The organism is Bacillus norwichensis, from assembly GCF_014836955.1.
GTDB classification, from domain to species: domain Bacteria; phylum Bacillota; class Bacilli; order Bacillales; family Bacillaceae_C; genus Siminovitchia; species Siminovitchia norwichensis.
In genome coordinates, this window is the sequence record NZ_JACSPV010000009.1 from 15,944 (window position 1) to 33,351 (window position 17,408).

Genomic DNA, 17,408 nt, shown 5'->3' on the forward strand with positions numbered 1-17,408 from the left:
GCAACTAAAGCCACGTGCAACTTGTGCGTGGTTTTTCCATCGAAGAGCTAAGGTGAAAAGCGGTTCTTCGAGTTGAACCGGAAACAATTTACAAACTTAAGTATTGTTGCTGAACTAAAAGTTAATTTAGTCAGGACAAAGCGGTTTCCACGCTAGTAAAGACGAGGTGCTGAATATGGATAAAGATATAATAGTGTCGTGGATGGAAGCCGGTATGATTCAAGTCCCGAATCTTTTATTGCAAAAGTATAAGCAGATCGGTTTGGATGAGAAAGAATTAGCATTACTATTGCATATTATGTCATTTATTGAGTCAGGAAATGGTTTTCCTACACCTGAACAATTGGCTGAAAGAATGACAATCAACACCAGTGAATGTTCCACTCAGTTAAGAAAACTTGTTCAGATGCAGTTTCTTTCAATTGAGGAAGGGATGTCGGAAGATGGAATCCATTTTGAGACATATTCATTAAGTCCATTATGGGTAAAACTTGCTGATGAGCTGCAATTTGAGAAGAAACAGAGCGACTTAAAACAAACCTTACATGAAGAAAATAATTTATATACTATTTTTGAGCAGGAATTTGGAAGGCCGCTATCTCCAATGGAATGCGAAAATCTAGCCATGTGGCTTGATGACGATGGACAGGATCCGGTACTTATCAAAGCAGCATTGAGAGAGGCAGTATTGGCGGGAAAGCTAAGCTTTCGTTATATAGACCGCATTTTATTCAATTGGAAAAAAAACGGAGTCCGTACAATCGAGCAGGCGAGGATGCAAGGCATACAATTTAGGCAAAAGTCAAAACAGCCCTCACGGCCGGCATCAGAAGCATCGTCCGAGACCATCCCGTTTTATAATTGGCTCGAACCATAACCTATGGCAATGGAAGGTGAGGCATATGTTAAATAAACAGGATATCCGGTTTTGTATAGATACAATGGGAGAAATGTTTCCGGAAGCAGAATGTGAACTAAACCATTCAAATCCGTTTGAACTCGTTATTGCTGTTTTATTATCGGCACAATGCACAGATGTACTTGTCAATAAGGTAACAAGATCGCTTTTTAAAAAATATAAAACTCCAGAGGACTACTTACAGGTTTCTGTAGAGGAACTGCAACAGGATATCCGATCAATCGGCCTTTATCGTAATAAGGCGAAAAACATTCAAAAATTATGTCTATTATTATTGGAGGAATATGGGGGAGAAGTTCCTCAAGATCGGGATGAGCTCGTTAAATTACCTGGTGTTGGGCGCAAGACTGCCAATGTAGTTGTCTCTGTCGCTTTTGGAGTTCCTGCCATTGCCGTTGATACGCATGTTGAACGTGTTAGCAAGCGGTTGGCATTTTGTCGCTGGAAAGACAGTGTATTAGAAGTTGAAAAGGCACTAATGAGAAAAATACCGGAAGAACTATGGTCTGTCAGTCATCATAGAATGATCTTTTTTGGAAGATACCATTGTAAAGCTCAAAATCCTCAATGTCCTATTTGCCCTTTACTTGATATTTGCAGGGAAGGAAAAAAAAGAATGAAGAAGAAAGATGCAGCAACAGTAAAATAATAAAAAACGGATGATCAGAAAAAGCGAAAGGCGCCTGTAGCTGGACAAGGCTAATTTCCTTTGAAAGAACATTTTCCATAACTTTCTTTTACTCTTTAAAAAAACGGGCTAAGTGCCCGTTTTTGTGTTTTTATAAATGCTTGCTAATAAAATAAGCATGAAGGTAAAAATAAATTTTAAAAAATGATCAGTGGTTTGAGTTCAACGCAGTCCGACCAAAAGAACAGAGCCATCGGTTCTATAGCCAATTGCAGCAGACACCAAAAATAGAAAATCAGTCGGGGAAAACGAAAGAACTGTTTTCCTCTCGACTGATTTACTTTTAGACGACCTCATTTTTTATTCATTATCTTCCTCACGGCCATCAGGGATTACATTGGTTGGTGTTTCAGGATTATTTGGTTCCTTATCCTTATTATCTTCTTTATTGTCATTTCCAGGATTTTGATTTTCTGGATTTTCATTGTCGTTATTCCCATTATCCCCGGGCTGCTGTCCATTGTCTTGATCTTGTTTACCATCATTTTTGTCCTTATCAGGCTCTTGATCCTTATTCTGATCTTCATCTTGCTTGTCTTGATCGTCTTGGTCCTCAGAATCCTGATCTTCCTCATCTTGCTTGTCTTCATCTTCTTCGTCCTCATCTTTTTCATCTTCGTCAGATGGAACTGTAACACTGGCTGTTCCAGCAGCACTTCGTTGTGAATCAGAAACGGCTACAACTTGTATTCCGTATGTTTCACCCGGTTCTACCGAACTGATTGTGTATCCAGTATCGGTTGTTGTACCGAGGTCTTTTTTCTTGCCGCCTCCAAGGTCAACCTGTACGCTGTATTTCACGTCTTTATCAGAATGACTCCATGAGAAAACAACTTGTTTTCCACCTTTGTCGTATTTTCCGTTCACAGATGGAGCATCCAGTTTATCGTATGTCTGGGACACTTCTGTTGGCTGCGTGCCTGCGACAAATAACTCGTATACAATATTGCTTTCAGGAGTATGCTTACTTGGCTTTTTGGCAGGATTGGATCCTTTTTCAACTGCAGCTTTTACTACACTCTTAGGCATGGTAAAATCAGGTGTTTCAATATCTGCTGACACGTGGGTCATCAGGTTTTTGAATAACTGCTGAGAAATTGTCAAGTCATTTGGAAGGATTGGATTCTTCCTGTTTTCATAACCTGTCCAAACTGCGATTGTATAATTCGTTGTATATCCCGCGAACCAAGAGTCCGGGGAACTTCCAGCTGGAATGTTGTATTTTTGCATTTCCTCTGATGAATAATTGGTTGTTCCTGTTTTACCCGCAACAGGAAGCCCAGGAATAGCCGCTGCTCCACCTGTAGCACCAGCCTTACCCGAAAGCACGTCTTTAAGCATATCCGTGACCATGTAAGCTGTCGAATCCTTCATGGCAACTTCCGGCTCCACTTTATTCTTAATTTCGGTTTCTTCATCCATTAGAACGATTTTTTTCACCGTATGCGGTTTATTGTACATCCCATTATTGCCAAAGGCTGCATAAGCACCGGCAAGAGTCATAGGGGAAGGGTGTTGTTTACCGCCACCGATTGAGTCTGCTTCCACAAGATCAGCATCGTCCATTCCCAGTTTTTTAGTAAATTGTTTGACATTTTCCTGTCCTACTTCATGGAAAGCTTTTAGTGCAGGGATATTTCTTGAACGATATAATGCTTCGCGCATCGACATTTGTCCAAGGTGCGATCTGTCGAAGTTATTAATTGGTATACCACCATGATAAGTATATGGTTCGTCCACAATTTGCTCATAGGTTGACCAATTTAGATATTCAATAGCAGGGCCATAATCAAAAATCGGTTTTGCAGTAGATCCCGGCGTTTTATCTTTCAATTGTGTAGCGAAGTTTCGTCCGCGTTTAACCTCTTGGTTCCTACTGCCTCCAATTGCTCTTACTTCTCCTGATTTCGTATCCATTAATACGATCCCGGCTTGGAATTTTTCATCCGGATATTGGACGACTTCGTCTGTAAAAAGCATATTTTCGGTGTGTTTCTGTGCATCTGGATCAAGGGTTGTATAAATTTTCAACCCATCTGCAAAGACATTATAGTCTCCCATTTCTTCGACTTCCCTGATGACTTGATCCACAAAAGAATCATATTTATAAGACTCTTTTTGGTTCTGCTCTTCGGGGACGAGTGTTTCGGCAACGGAAATTTTCTGTGCTTTTTCCATTTGTTCTTTACTGATTTTGCCGTGCTGATGCATCAGTGATAAAACGATGTTTTTCCTTTTATCCGCTTTTTCAAGATGTTTATACGGATTATAGTTGTTCGGGCTTTGCGGAAGTCCAGCCAAAAATGCTGCTTCCTGTAACTCCAATTCATCAAGGGTTTTATTAAAATAGAATTTTGAGGCTGTTTCAATACCGTGAATTCCGTTGGAATAATAAATTTTATTCACATACATCTCAAAGATTTGGTCTTTTGTGTAATTATTTTCAAGCTGGATAGATAGCCATGCTTCCTGCGCTTTTCTTTTCAGTGTTTTTTCATCAGAAAGGAAAGAACGTTTAACAACCTGCTGTGTTAAAGTAGAAGCTCCTTCAGAACCGAATCCGCGTGAAAAGTTCGCAAGGACGGCGCCAGCAAGTCTCTTGACATCGATCCCATGATGCTTATAAAAGCGCACATCTTCTGTAGCTAAAACAGCATCTTTAACCTGCTTAGAAATATGATCAAATTCAACATAATCGCGTCGTTCCGCTCCCAGTGTTGTAAATACTTCTCCGTTAATATCCAGCAATTGCGATGCAACGGGGTCAACCAGTAATTGTTTATCTAGTTTTGGTGCATCCTTCACATACCAGGCAAATGTACCGGCACCAGCCGCCAAACCTGCAAATGCAAGAATCAAAAATATTACAAACACTTTTTTGAATAAGCTTTTTTTCTTACCCTGATTTTGCTTTTTATTGGCACCCACTTTACGGCGGCGCCTTTCTGTCCGAGATTGATAATTCTCTCCCATTAATAAATCCTCACTTTCCGTACCGCTGTATCCTTATCCCATTAGAAAGAATAGAGATTCCGTAAGATTTTTAAATAATCGATTCTTGGTGCCCATCCTATTTCAATGGAATGCCCATATGCTTTTAATTCCTGTTTCGTGATTGATTTGCGGCCGCCATTTTCCATGCGGTCCCAAAATTTGAATAAATGCTCGCTTTCAAGCAAAAAGATTTCTTCGGAAGCTGCAAAACGAATAATGACAAAAGCAATTCCATTTTGTTTAATGACATTTTTCATGTGATCTATCTGGTGTTCATGAATATTTTTTAATGGAAAGGATGTAGAACTTTTTGTCTCTTTTGCCTCGAAATCAATATATTTCCCATTGGATATTCCATTATAATCAGTTGTTGATGCTTGGCGAAAGTATGCTTCTTTGATAACGGCTGTGCTTCTCTTTGCGTAATCAACATGAACAATTTGAACAGGCGTTGGTTTTTTATGGATGACAGCCAGTCCTTTAGTTAAATAATATTGATTTGTCTCGTTTAAATCTTCTTCCAGTGTCATACCCCTATTACTATAAATAATATCTTTATTAGGAGACTCTGCTTTTTTAACTGTTTTAGGCTGTGCCACATATTTCCGGCCTGTAGGATAATGAAATTCCATGATTTATCCCCCTTATGAAACTAAATTATATCACAGGCATTGCATAAAAATATGGAACTTTAGTACATATTAAAGAGAAAATGATTTGGAGCAAATAGTGATGAAGCCCGATAGTTCATTTTACAGGATTCAATCCAATGAACATTTTATTATAAATCAAATTAGACAGGAAGAGTATAGAGGAAATAAAGATAATATTTCAAGGACAAAAGCCTACCAACGCTATTTTTTGAAAAATCCAGAAATACCCTGGGCGTTTTTGGCATCAATGGTTTCTAGGAATACCGGTTGGAATATGGGAGATTTATATGGAGAAGTAATCCCTGATCTGCTTGATGAAAAGATCCGAAAAAGACTTTTTCTTACATTGGAAAAGGCGAATTGGATCATTTTTAAAGATGCCTTTCCTCAACTGCTTTTATATCAATATTCAAAAAAGGCTGGGCGGCCCATGTTCCATTTGCTTAAGTATTTTAATGTTTCGAGCTTTATACAATATGAATGGCAGCTTTTTTGGGAAACGGGCGACAGGAAGCGGCTGCTGTATGCTCTGATTGTCAACGAACAGCATGTCATTCAAAAACCGGTTATTTTACATCCATCATATAAATACAAAATATTTCATTCGGCATTTTTTATTTTTCATGAGCTTTTCCATTTTAATTGTATTATTTTTCCGACAATAAATGGCGAGTTGTACGGAGAGAGTGTAGTTCAATTTACAAAGGTATGGAAGAGGATCGGTTTAGGCAAACGCCTTTCCACTATTTTGTTTGATCCCGATCTTTACCCGCGTTTTCTCCATTTCGCTATCAACACAGAACCTACCGGCTCACGTCATGATTACGAACAGTATGGTTATGAAAGAAGGAGGCGGAAGACTCCTTTTATTAGAGCAGTAGTGCCTATTATTGAACATCAGAGAAGGCAGGTGGAAGACTGGTCAATCCATCATCATCCAAAACCGGGATGGGAGAAAGCTCCTCTCCCGAGTCCTTCGGTGGCTTTGACAAGTTGGTTTTATCAAAAGAATGAACAAATTGAATTGTATCATCTTGCAAAACGGTTACTATCAAAACGATGACTACCTGTCGAAAAGAGATGCTGGGTAAAAAATTAACACTTTGTTTGCCGATTTGCTTCTAGTTTTGTCAGTCTGGAAGGAAGTTGATTGGTAAGGGAGAATACGTTATCAAACAAGTCTGGACGGAGGAGATAACGATGAATATGAAAGATTGTCTCAACAGGCTGGCGGAAATCAAAGAACAGTTGGATTTGTTGGAGGAACAAGTTTGCGAAAGGGTGCGAAGCGAAGAGTCGAGCGAAACGGCCGCTATGAATCGTGAAAGAAGATGTGTAGATAGAAAGCTTGCCCAATTGGAACTAAAGAGTGCGAGAGAGAGATTAAAGCAATACCATGTTTCATAAAGCCATCTTGAAATGCTGCTTGTAAGGGTATAAGATGATATTGCAGTTAGTCGCATCAGACAGTTCTGTTCAGCTGTAAATAGAGAGGGCGGGCTGAAGAAATATGAAATATAACCAATTAGAAGAAATGACAAGGGAATTGCTCGAATACAATCGTCAGGCAGCAGAATCCTATCATCATTGCCGTAAAACCGGGGAACAGGGTGATTTTTATAAAGAGGTAAAGCCATTCGCTGATAAAGTCAAAGCAATGAGCGAGAAATGGGAACAGGAAGCAGTTCAATGGGTGGCTGATATCAGGCCAAAAAATCTGTATCCCTTACAAATAAAGAACACTGCTGAAAATCTGCAAATGGTATCCGTCAGAGCATTTTTTTCAAATACAAGCTTAAAAAAATTCAAGAGCCATATTCAATCTATTGAATATGTACTGGAGCGAACCCTTGAAGAAATAAAAGAAAGCAAATCCCAGGGGCATTGATCCGGGATTTGCTTTCTTTTATGCTTCCGTTTTAATAGCGCTTTCAAAATCTACATCTACATTGTAAGCTCCCAGTGCTTCTAATTCACGAACGATAGACCGGTATTCCTTTAAGGATATTTCGTTATTAATATAAGTCTGTTTAGCAAAGTCCAACAATTGACATGTGTCCTCAATAGAGTATGACCTTTTTTGGAAAAACTTTTCCTTTAATTCGTGAATTGTCATGAACATACCTCCCAGGCTTTTTTTACATAGTAACATAAAATTTTTGATTTTCTTTTTAATAGAAAAATGAGACTTCCGACAAAGGAAAAGAAAAATCGACATTTTTTGTATGCGTTTCCAATTAAGTGTTTATCACTTATTACCTCAAAATGCATATTTTATATGTAGAGAAATTTTGAAGAAGGAGGATAACCTAGATGTACTACATGGGAAGGAATACGCCTTTATTATCTCCTTATCATCACATGTACGCTCCTTATCATACAGGCTATGGGATGTATCCCCCTAATAATGGCTATTACCAACCAACTTCACAAATGAATCATATATATCCTCAACAACAATATGTAAATCAGCCTCAAGGTGGTAATAACATACCGAGCCAATTATTTCACAATCCGTTGCAGACTGAAGAAGATCAGCTGCTAGCCCAGTATCAGGGTGAATATACTCAGCCTTATCAAATTCCCAAGTTCCCAAAACAGGCGCAGGCAGGTCATTTCAACTCGTTTTTGAATTCATTTAAATCTCAAAGCGGTTCCCTTGATTTAAACAAAATGATGGATACTGCTGGCCAAATGATGAATGCTTTGACACAGGTTTCAAACATGGCAAAAGGTCTTGGGGGATTTTTTAAATCCTAAATCCAGGATGTTATTATCGGATTAAGCTAAGGCGAGGGCTTGCTTTTGTTTTTACGTTTCTGGCACTCTCAGACATGAACAACACTGTCTTGAATCACCGCAAAACGCTATATTATGTGGTTCTCGATGGAGATAGAATGATTCACAACTTCATTTCCTAGAACATGAAAAAAGGAATCGGTCTAAGAGGACCGTTCCTTTTCTCATGTAATATCCACTTTTTTTCCCCTTAGCTTGTTGATGGAAACTGTTAAGAGGCCGTTCTCGTATGTTGCTTTCACATTTTTAGTATCAATAGCTTTTGTAAGTGGTATAGTTCTTGAAGCTCTTCTCATTGTATCTTGATGCTGAATCAATTCCTGTTGTTGGTTTTCAGTGGTGATTATTTCATGATGCATAACAGTGATTGTGATGTACTGCTGCAAAACATCAATTTCAATTTGTTCCTTTTTAATTCCGGGGAGCTTCGCCTGAATGATATATTTTGAATCAGTCTCTTTTAGTTCTACCGGCAAGTTGCTGGAAAAAGGGGAGGAGGTGAATAATTCATCAAGGTTTTCCAAAAAGCCTTTGACAGGGCGATGCTCGAAAAAATCATTCATTGCCTTCATTAAGTGATTGATCGGCTCAGGGTTCTTATCCTCTGAAGATTTTTCTGTCATTGAGGGTCTCCCTCCTTGGGTTAATATATGGTATAGTATGAATGTATAAATTAAAAAGTTCTCTATTCAATTACGATAATGAACAGATTGAGTGGAAATAGGAAATATTCTAAAAACATTTCCCGGGCAAGCGCAACATTCGACTCTGAACAGGGTTTTTTAGCGCAATTTGTTCAGTCATGTCGTTTGCTGTACAAATTTTTTTAGACGTTTTTATCAGTAAAATAGGTATTTGAATCAGTACATGTATGGTTATTTTACATAGGGTGTTAGTGTAAGAACTAATGGTGAGAAAGGAGTAACGACCTTATGATGGCAAATTGCGGATGTGGAAGTTGCGTCAATTGCGGAACACAAGTACTCCCTGCTGTGGTTCACCCCACTAAATGCTGTGTAAACCATAAGTTTTTTAACAATATCATCCCTGAAATTCACCCAACCCATACAACTAATGTTAACCATATTAATTGTGAGCATCAGCATTATTTCCCGCAGACTCAATCAACTGTGAATCAAGTGACAAATACGCAATCATTTGCTCCTGGCCCAGGACCTGGGCTTGGTATGGGACCAGGACCAGGGATCGGCCCGGGATTTGGCCCAATGGCTGGACCAGGAATGGGTCCTATGATGGGTCCTGGAATGGGCCCCGGTGCGGGACCAATGGGGGGACCGATGTTTCCTTATTAAATTGAGAGGAACAAGGATGACAATTCATCCTTGCTTCCAATACATACAATGAAAAATCAAGAAATAGATGTAAAAGCGTCTAATAATCCGTTGGTTAAATTGACAAATAACCAATATTTTGAAAGAATGATATTAATGTCGTTTGAATTTGAGGTGGTCTCGAATGTTGGCTGAGAAATTAAAACTAACTGCTAAAGAGATATTGGAAAAAGAATTTAAATCAGGTTTGCGAGGATACAATCAAGAAGAAGTGGATAAGTTTTTAGATTTGATCATTAAGGACTACGAGTCGATGCATGCAATCATCGATGAGATGCAGCAGGAAAATATGAGGCTGAAGAAGCAGCTTGAAGAGAGTTCTCGCCGTCAGCATATCCAACCTGCTGGCACAACTAACTTTGACATTTTAAAACGGCTTTCAAATTTGGAAAAACATGTTTTTGGAAGCAAACTTGATGAAAATGTATAACTGATTTTTTATTACTACTTGAAAAAAAACAATAACATAGTATAATTATCATTTAGTTGAATAACATTCGGGTAATCGCTGTGCGTCTTTTAAAGGCGACAGAGGAAAGTCCATGCTCGCACGGAGCTGAGATGCCCGTAGTGATCACGCCTGGTGAAACAATAAGCCAGGGCAGTCGGTTTCCGACTGACGGCAGGGAAAGCATCTACGTTCTTTTAGGATATGATGCGAATACCTTGAAGGTGCCACAGTGACGAAGCTTTGTTGGAAACGACAAAGGTGGAACGAGGTAAACCCCGTGAGCGAGAAACTCAAATTATGGTAGAGGCACTTTTTATTGCGGAAATGAACGCAGTAAGAGGCAGGTAAAACTCCTGCAGATAGATGATTACCGCCCGAGTACGAGGTCACCCTATGATCGATTGCAGTACAAAGGTACAGAACATGGCTTACAGAGTGTTATTTATAGGTGAATCAACAAGTAATGCCTTCCAAATCTGGAGGGCATTGATTTTTCTTTTGTATGAAAACCCTTTCAAATAAGAATAATTTCAAGGTCTTTAGAATATACTTTTGTTATAAATTCCGAAAGAGGGAGTGATTTATGGGTATGCCTCATATGATGAGCAATTTTAAAAGAATATCTGATGCGTTGTATTCCTCAAGTGAGATGTTGCAAAATGAGCATTTGCCTGAAGAAGCAAAGAAGCGTCTTCAAGAAGCTGAACAGAGTCTGAGTAAGGCTCTTCATCATGTTCTTTCAGAAAATAGGAATATTGCTCAGAAATGAACGCAAGTGAATTCAACTCACTTGCGTTCAAATATTTTTTCTGGTTTGAAAGTAGCTCATATCATTTTTTATGGTGGCAATTGGCAAAGTTTATTCTGAAACAAACATCCCTTAGCAAACTCCCAGGGTGGGATTGCATCCCGAGGGTGTGAGTAAATCAAGTGAGTTTTCTTAATCAACAGGGCAATATGCTAGAATAGGCTGTTGGTTTATTATAAAATCAATATAGCTATACATATTGGGGGCGTTTACATGAGGTTGAGTGAGAGCGAAACTTCTTTTATGGAGTATGTAAAAAAGATGGGAGCATTTAATGAGGCTCTCCAGCTTATTTATTGGGACTTGAGGACAGGAGCACCGAAAAAAGGGGTAAAACAACGATCTCAAGTGGTTGGCGTTCTTTCCAATGAGTACTTTCAAATGTCAACATCCGAAGAAATGGCCGCTTTTATTGCAAAATTATACGGAAGGAAGCAAGAGTTGCCAGAGTTAGTGCAAAAAACTCTGGAGGAGTGTAAGAGGGTCTATGACCAAAACAAGAAAATTCCTCCTAAAGAGTATAAGGAATATGTCATTTTACAAACAGAAGCGGAGAGTGTATGGGAAGAGGCTCGTGAAAAATCCGATTTTGCCATGTTTAAGCCCTATCTAGAACAGCTTGTCGATTTCAATAAGAGGTTCATAGAGTATTGGGGTTATAGAGGCAACAAATATAATACATTACTTGATTTATATGAACCCGATATGACAGTGGAGATGATAGACAAGGAATTTGCTATGGTAAAAGAGGCTATCATCCCTTTAATAAAAAATATACAGGAATCAGAGAATCAGCCTGAAACAGATTTTCTTTATCAGTTTTTTTCGCAGGAGAAGCAAAAAGAATTCAGCCTAAAAATATTGGAACAGATGGGTTATGACTTTGGAGCGGGAAGGCTTGATGAAACGGTTCATCCGTTTGCCACAGGTCTTAATCCGGGGGATGTGCGCATAACAACAAGGTATGACGATCATGATTGGAAAATGGCTATCTTTGGTACAATCCATGAAGGCGGGCATGCGTTGTATGAACAAAATATTTCGGAAGAGTTAATTGGAACTCCTCTTTGTACTGGAACCTCGATGGGGATACATGAATCGCAATCATTATTTTACGAAAATATATTAGCGAGGGATAGATCCTTTTGGGAATATAATTTTGAAGGGTTACAAAAATATGCTGACAACCAGTTCGATCATATCTCTATCGATGAATTTTACCATGCGATTAACAAAGCAGAACCTTCTTTGATCCGGATTGAATCCGATAATTTAACGTATCCACTGCACATTATCATTCGCTACGAAATCGAAAAAGGCTTGTTCAATAACGAAATCAGCGTTGATGACTTGCCGGAAATATGGAATGACAAATATGAACAATATTTGGGAATCCGCCCCAAAAATGATGCTGAAGGTGTGTTGCAGGATGTACATTGGGCAGCCGGGAGTTTTGGATATTTTCCTTCTTATCTGCTTGGCTACATGTATGCTGCTCAAATCAAAAATGTCATGGTGAAAGCTATCCCAGAATATGATGATTTATTAAAAATAGGAAATCTTCAACCTATCAAGCAATGGCTTACTAAACATATCTATCGTTATGGAAAAACGAAAAAACCGCTTGAACTGATTAAGGAAGTCACAGGGGAGGGACCATCAGCTAAATACTTAACAGAATATCTTGTTGAGAAATATACGGCTCTTTATAAATTGAATTGAAAATTGCGGAAAATTAAGGGCTTGGGGCTAAATCAATGAAATGGTTTGGCCCCAAGCTGATACCACTGAATTTTGTTAGCTTCCGGTATTTACAGCTTAAACCGTAATGCTAATAAACGAATTTATAGATCATTCGTTGTTCTTGCCGCAGTTAGATGAACAACCAGTTATTGATAATCGCGTGGATACTGAGGCGCCTTTTCCTCTATGGGCCGAATTCAATCGGTCATATCTCCTCTCTTTATACCAGCTTCCTTTTTCTTCACATTTCCCTTTTCCGTATTTATGAGAATCCTCATACAAAGTAATAAATTAACTATACTATTTGTAATAGAATTGTATTAATATAAAAGCTGGACGCTAAGCTAACAAGCGCTAATACCCATGTAAATATAAGGAGATAAGTATGAAAAGTCACCGCTTACATTGGCTCATGGCCCTTTGGGCTGTGTCGATTGCAACTCAATTATTACTTCCTACCACAATGTTTTTTATTCAGGCAAGTGTCGTCATTATCATATTGCTGTTGATGACTCTATTTAAATCTAGTGTTAATTTCCTAATCTTTCTTTCAACCATTCTAGTATATGGGTTTTGTCTAACAGTCTATTCAATGAATCATCAAATATTTGATGCAGGGCAATATGAATTAATTTTAGCACATTTACTATTGACAGCTTCTATACTACTAAATTGGCTTATTGTACATGAGTTAAAAACACTAAATCAAAAAATACAAGAAATGGAAGTGCGTTTAAATCAGCTTGAAAAAATCGATAATGAGACAAAAGCATTGTCCTTCCCAGAATTTTTAGAAAGAGGTCTATTAATTGAAACAGGTATGCGCCGTCGTGGAGAAAAAGGCTATTTACTCTATTTTACAATGACTGACATTGTTCCTTTAACTGTGAAATCATCCTTGCGACAAGAATTTATTAAAGCCTGCCTTCATACGGTCAGAGCCGGATATGATCTTGTCACTTCACCTACCGACGAGGAAATTTTGATCTTTCTTCAAGCAACTGATGAAGCAGGGCGAGACATAGTCATTCATCGAATAGAAGAGGCTATGAAGCAAAACGTTAATTGTATTTCTATGCCATTTTCTATACACTCTTGGGAAGTTGAAAACCTCGAAGAAAAGTTAGACGAGTTGATGAACCGGAAGGGAGCTTAACCATTGAGTATTATTTTATTAATTGAATCAATTTCATAAGTATGCTTTAAAAAAAAGTGTAGAGTAGTCCCTTAAATTCTTTCGTGATTTTTTAAAGTTAAATATGCTCTATATCATGCTGCTTCAGAGATTTGTTCTGCTTTCATCTTTCTGATTCGATCCGTAGCCAATCTGGAGGCATTATAAACAAGCGTCACCAATTGGAAGTGAAGCTTCGCTTTCTTTCCGGTTCGATGACGAACATTATTGAGTCCAAAAAATTCTTTCAGATACGCGTTGACCCTTTCGACTGCAGTGCGCTCTTTATATAGCTCATCCCATTTTCTTGAACCCCTAGCCGGAAATGTATATTTCCGGATATCAGTGGACTGCCTGATTTTAAAGGTCTTCTGACAAAGTGAATCATGGCGTAAAGGGCAAGTCGCGCATTCTTTGGGTTGGGTATATTTCAGAGTTTTGTACTTTGGATCGAAGCTGTCGTAGCGATAGGAATACTCCAGGACACACGTCGGCGCGAATTTTTCATCGAAACCGATGATTTCCCCCTCATTTCGGCGATTATACGGAATGACAGCCTGCAGTCCCTGATCCGACAATTGCTGATAGATTGGCTCAAAGTCATAGCCGGCATCAAATAGACCAGCAGTAAACAGATCCGGGAGATCCCGTTTGATTTTCTTCAACAGCGGTATGGCGGCTTTTCCGTCGTTTAGATTACCGGACGTCATCATGCCCGCAAGGATATATTGACTCTTTGTACTGACCACCAGATGTGCCTTGTAACCGAACCAGTAAATGTTTTTCCCGTCGCTGTTCTTCTTGACACCCCACTTGGGGTCAATCGGAGCCTCCTTAAACAATGTTTCAACCGATTCGGGCAACTGATGGATCATCTCTTTTTCATAAATTGGAAGCGCATCTTCTTGGTCCTGTTTTTCTTTCAGCCACTGTTCGCGTTCGGCTTTAGGTTTACGGCCGCGCTTTTTCGGTTCTGGCTTTTCTTTCTTTTCGGATGCCTGGGCACGATCCCTTGCTTCAAAATGACTAGCATCAACGGCGACATTTTCCTCGCCGATATGCTCTTCACTCATCGCAAGAAGGATCACTTCGTCATTGACATCGGCCATCGTATCCGACTCACTGAGGACTGCAATCATTCTGGAATAGGAAGCCTCGGATGGGACTTGATCAGAATGAAGAAAACCGCAGTCATACCGGAAGAAAGGGTCGCGTCTTAGGCGCCTGATTAGATCTTTGATCGTTGGAATCCGCTCCACCACACGAGCGATCAACGAATAGACCATGGCGCTGTAATTCAACTGTCTCGGGGCACCCATATTGTTCGGTTTTCTTAATAATCCCCAGATAGGAGCCAAATCCAGAGTTGAAAAGACAGCCTCAAAATGATGGGTAGGTTCCATCTCATATAATTCATGCATGTCAAATAGACTTTGTTGTCGTATAATGGACATAGGGGCATTTCTCCTGTCTGTTAAGGGTTGTGTGGTAACTACCATTATACAGAACTTGGGGAGGTGCTCTATTTTTTATGTCTTGGAAGCCTTGAGCCTCTAGGGCTCTAAATTATGAAATTAACTCAATTATTACGGCTTTCTTTTGGGGTCTCTTACTATTCTACTCGATTTTGACATTGGCAGGTGTTTACTTTCGAATCAAAAAAGATAATCCAACTGCACTTGAAAAGTATCCAGCAGTATCCGTTCTGATCCCGGCTCATAATGAAGGTATCGTGATTCAAGATACCTTGAGTGCAATGAGCAAACTGGAATATCCAGGAGAACTCAATATATATTTACTGGATGATGGGTCAACGGATGATACTGCTCTTATCGGAAAGGACTTTCAAAGAACATTTAGTCGAATACATTATATTTCCGTTCCACCAGGTGAGCCAAAAGGAAAATCCCGTGTTCTAAATTATGGACTTTCATTCATTAAATCAGAGTATTTCATTGTTTATGATGCTGATAATGAACCTGAGCCAGATGCTGTTCGATTGTTAGTCGAAAAGGCTGAAACTACGCCTGGTGCAGCAGGAGCTGTAGGTTATGTTAAAACTAAAAATGTTGCTAAAAATTTTTTAACACAAATGATTGCTTTAGAATTTCAAGTTTTTCAGCTATTGATGCAGTGTGGTAGATGGCAGCTTTTTAAAATTGGATCATTAGCAGGCACCAATATGTTATTAAAGAGAAATCTCATTGAAGAAGCAGGCGGCTATGACGTGTATGCCTTAGCAGAAGATGCTGAGCTTACAATAAGATTAACCGCTAAAGGCTATTTGATACCCGTCGTACCAGAATCAAAAACATGGGAACAAGAACCTGAAACCGTCAAGACTTTCATAAAGCAACGCACAAGATGGCTGATTGGAAATATCTATTTGCTTGAAAAATTATTTACTTCTCCTAAATTTTGGAGAGAGAAGGCATTCCATCATTCTGTTCACCATTTAACGGTCTATTTATTTTTCGCCATACTGCTTTTGTTTTCACACATTTTCTTTATTGGAAGTCTATTCGATTTATTCGAACCAAAATATGCTTCCCCAATACTTATGCTCTGGTTTATGAGTTATATTGTGTACACCTCCCAATTAGTGGGTGTCATCGTATTAGATCAGGATGTGTCACCAATTAAAGTCTTAATGGCTTTTATCATGTACTTTACTTATGCTCAATTATTTGTCATCCTCCTAATCCGAAGTGTAGCCATTTATTTATGGAAAAGATTAATTAGAAAAGAAACGATTAAATGGGACAAAACCAATCGTTTTAAGAAACAAGCTGGGTGAATGATGTGTTAAATAAATGGTTAATTGTAGGAGGAGCAGTCATTCTTTTACTAGGTTTTCTTGTTACTTATACCTTTGAGCATAGGGAAAATAGTCGGGATAAATGGACTGAAGAAGAATTCATTCATATTGTGAACAAATATTATATGGACAGTTCAGGTAAAATAAAATCGTATGGAACAGTAGGTAACGAGGAGTATCTTTTAGAGTCCATGGGTTTGTATATGGAATGGCTTTCCGAACATAATCGAAATAAAGAAATTGAAAAGCTCGTTCAAACGGTGCAAAATGAATTTGTTTTCTATGATTCTGATGAAACATTTTTGTCATGGAGAATTGAGAAAGGGAAGAAGGAGTCTGCTAATGCTTGGATTGATGACGCAAGAATCCTTTCTGTCCTTGGACCGGGACATCCATTATTTAAAGACATAACCGAAGGGCTGATAAAGCATCAGATAAAAGATGGTTTGATAATGGATTTTTATGATTGGAAACAGAAAGCGGCTAGCGAGAGAGTTGTTCTAAGCTATGGAACGATTCAAAATGATTGGCTGCCGTTGGAGAAAATGGACGATTTATACGTTGAAGTTTCAACCATGGGAGCTCCTTTTTACCCTGAATATTATAGTATTATAGAAAAATCTTTTATAAAATTGGACGAAGTGCATATGGTTGATCAATTGCTCATTGCAACAGAATTAGAAAAGAAAGAGCTGAATAACGACGAATTTTGGCAATGGCTGAAATCAGAGTGGAAACAGCATCATTTGATTGCAGGAAGATATGATCGATCTTCAAAAAATGGCAAAGGGATTGAATCTGCTGCAGTCTATCGTATAGCAGCTGGATTAGCCAGTTTAAAGGGTGAAGATAAGCTCTCGGAAAAATGGAAGGATAGAGGGCTTCAATTAGTAAATCAAAAAGATCTCAAATTTGATGACATTCATTTTTTTGATTTAATATCGAATGCTCCGTAGTTGTATGAGTGTCCCCGGATTTATTTGAGGTGAGAATCTGCCTATTTAGCGAT

The 17,408-nt window shown here is 38.7% G+C and carries 18 protein-coding genes and 1 other RNA gene; 14 read left to right on the plus strand and 5 right to left on the minus strand.

Going from position 1 to position 17,408, the window contains the following annotated elements:
* The first annotated feature begins 175 nt into the window (after positions 1–175).
* Together H9631_RS07120 and nth are read left to right on the plus strand one after the other, a co-directional pair.
* Entirely contained in the window at positions 176–877 is a 702-nt protein-coding gene (locus H9631_RS07120) for a DnaD domain-containing protein (protein ID WP_191811355.1), read from the plus strand.
* 25 nt (positions 878–902) lie between these two features.
* A complete protein-coding gene (gene nth, locus H9631_RS07125; protein WP_191811357.1) occupies positions 903–1,568 on the plus strand; it encodes an endonuclease III in 666 nt (221 codons plus the stop codon).
* Between the two features lie 339 nt (positions 1,569–1,907).
* Here nth and H9631_RS07130 read toward each other — a convergent pair whose 3' ends face one another.
* Entirely contained in the window at positions 1,908–4,580 is a 2,673-nt protein-coding gene (locus H9631_RS07130; RefSeq protein WP_191811359.1) for a transglycosylase domain-containing protein, read from the minus strand.
* Between the two features lie 41 nt (positions 4,581–4,621).
* Complete coding sequence (gene recU, locus H9631_RS07135; RefSeq protein WP_191811360.1) at positions 4,622–5,233, minus strand: Holliday junction resolvase RecU; 612 nt, start codon at positions 5,231–5,233, stop codon at positions 4,622–4,624.
* Positions 5,234–5,333: 100 nt separating this feature from the next.
* Between recU and H9631_RS07140 the strand changes: the two genes are divergently transcribed.
* The 3 genes from H9631_RS07140 (at position 5,334) to H9631_RS07150 (ending at position 7,142) form a co-directional block, all read left to right on the plus strand.
* Positions 5,334–6,317, plus strand: a complete 984-nt coding sequence (locus H9631_RS07140) for a DUF2515 family protein (protein ID WP_191811362.1) — start codon at positions 5,334–5,336, stop codon at positions 6,315–6,317.
* Positions 6,318–6,454: 137 nt separating this feature from the next.
* Positions 6,455–6,661 carry a hypothetical protein gene (locus H9631_RS07145; protein WP_191811364.1) on the plus strand — a complete coding sequence of 69 codons (207 nt, stop codon included), beginning with the start codon at positions 6,455–6,457 and terminating at the stop codon, positions 6,659–6,661.
* A 103-nt stretch (positions 6,662–6,764) separates the two neighbouring features.
* Positions 6,765–7,142, plus strand: a complete 378-nt coding sequence (locus H9631_RS07150; RefSeq protein ID WP_191811366.1) for a YppE family protein — start codon at positions 6,765–6,767, stop codon at positions 7,140–7,142.
* Between the two features lie 18 nt (positions 7,143–7,160).
* Here the strand turns inward: H9631_RS07150 and yppF are convergent, their stop codons facing one another.
* Complete coding sequence (yppF, locus tag H9631_RS07155) at positions 7,161–7,370, minus strand: YppF family protein (protein WP_191811367.1); 210 nt, start codon at positions 7,368–7,370, stop codon at positions 7,161–7,163.
* Between the two features lie 197 nt (positions 7,371–7,567).
* Between yppF and H9631_RS07160 the strand changes: the two genes are divergently transcribed.
* On the plus strand, positions 7,568–8,014 hold the full coding sequence (locus tag H9631_RS07160; RefSeq protein WP_191811369.1) for a YppG family protein: 447 nt from the start codon (positions 7,568–7,570) through the stop codon (positions 8,012–8,014).
* A 203-nt stretch (positions 8,015–8,217) separates the two neighbouring features.
* On the opposite strand, the gene H9631_RS07165 is transcribed toward H9631_RS07160, so the two are convergent.
* Positions 8,218–8,676 carry an Hsp20/alpha crystallin family protein gene (locus H9631_RS07165; RefSeq protein WP_191811371.1) on the minus strand — a complete coding sequence of 153 codons (459 nt, stop codon included), beginning with the start codon at positions 8,674–8,676 and terminating at the stop codon, positions 8,218–8,220.
* Between the two features lie 309 nt (positions 8,677–8,985).
* Between H9631_RS07165 and H9631_RS07170 the strand changes: the two genes are divergently transcribed.
* From H9631_RS07170 to H9631_RS07195, 6 genes are all read left to right on the plus strand, one after another.
* Positions 8,986–9,366 (plus strand): CotD family spore coat protein, encoded by a 381-nt coding sequence (locus tag H9631_RS07170; protein WP_225220920.1) that lies wholly within the window; start codon positions 8,986–8,988, stop codon positions 9,364–9,366.
* Positions 9,367–9,529: 163 nt separating this feature from the next.
* Positions 9,530–9,835: a cell division regulator GpsB gene (gene gpsB, locus H9631_RS07175; protein ID WP_160706782.1), complete on the plus strand. Its 306-nt coding sequence runs from the start codon at positions 9,530–9,532 to the stop codon at positions 9,833–9,835.
* Positions 9,836–9,898: 63 nt separating this feature from the next.
* Positions 9,899–10,292, plus strand: an RNA gene (rnpB, locus tag H9631_RS07180) — RNase P RNA component class B.
* Between the two features lie 147 nt (positions 10,293–10,439).
* Positions 10,440–10,625 carry a hypothetical protein gene (locus H9631_RS07185; protein WP_191811373.1) on the plus strand — a complete coding sequence of 62 codons (186 nt, stop codon included), beginning with the start codon at positions 10,440–10,442 and terminating at the stop codon, positions 10,623–10,625.
* A 252-nt stretch (positions 10,626–10,877) separates the two neighbouring features.
* Positions 10,878–12,386 carry a carboxypeptidase M32 gene (locus tag H9631_RS07190; protein ID WP_191811375.1) on the plus strand — a complete coding sequence of 503 codons (1,509 nt, stop codon included), beginning with the start codon at positions 10,878–10,880 and terminating at the stop codon, positions 12,384–12,386.
* 406 nt (positions 12,387–12,792) lie between these two features.
* Positions 12,793–13,563, plus strand: coding sequence for a hypothetical protein (locus tag H9631_RS07195; protein ID WP_191811377.1), 771 nt, complete (start codon positions 12,793–12,795; stop codon positions 13,561–13,563).
* 113 nt (positions 13,564–13,676) lie between these two features.
* Here the strand turns inward: H9631_RS07195 and H9631_RS07200 are convergent, their stop codons facing one another.
* Positions 13,677–15,035 carry a transposase gene (locus H9631_RS07200; protein ID WP_191811379.1) on the minus strand — a complete coding sequence of 453 codons (1,359 nt, stop codon included), beginning with the start codon at positions 15,033–15,035 and terminating at the stop codon, positions 13,677–13,679.
* A gap of 179 nt (positions 15,036–15,214) precedes the next feature.
* Here H9631_RS07200 and H9631_RS07205 point away from each other — a divergent pair, with 179 nt between their 5' ends.
* Both H9631_RS07205 and H9631_RS07210 read left to right on the plus strand, forming a co-directional pair.
* Entirely contained in the window at positions 15,215–16,378 is a 1,164-nt protein-coding gene (locus H9631_RS07205) for a glycosyltransferase (protein ID WP_225220921.1), read from the plus strand.
* 5 nt (positions 16,379–16,383) lie between these two features.
* Positions 16,384–17,355, plus strand: coding sequence for a hypothetical protein (locus tag H9631_RS07210; protein WP_191811381.1), 972 nt, complete (start codon positions 16,384–16,386; stop codon positions 17,353–17,355).
* Positions 17,356–17,408: the final 53 nt, after the last annotated feature.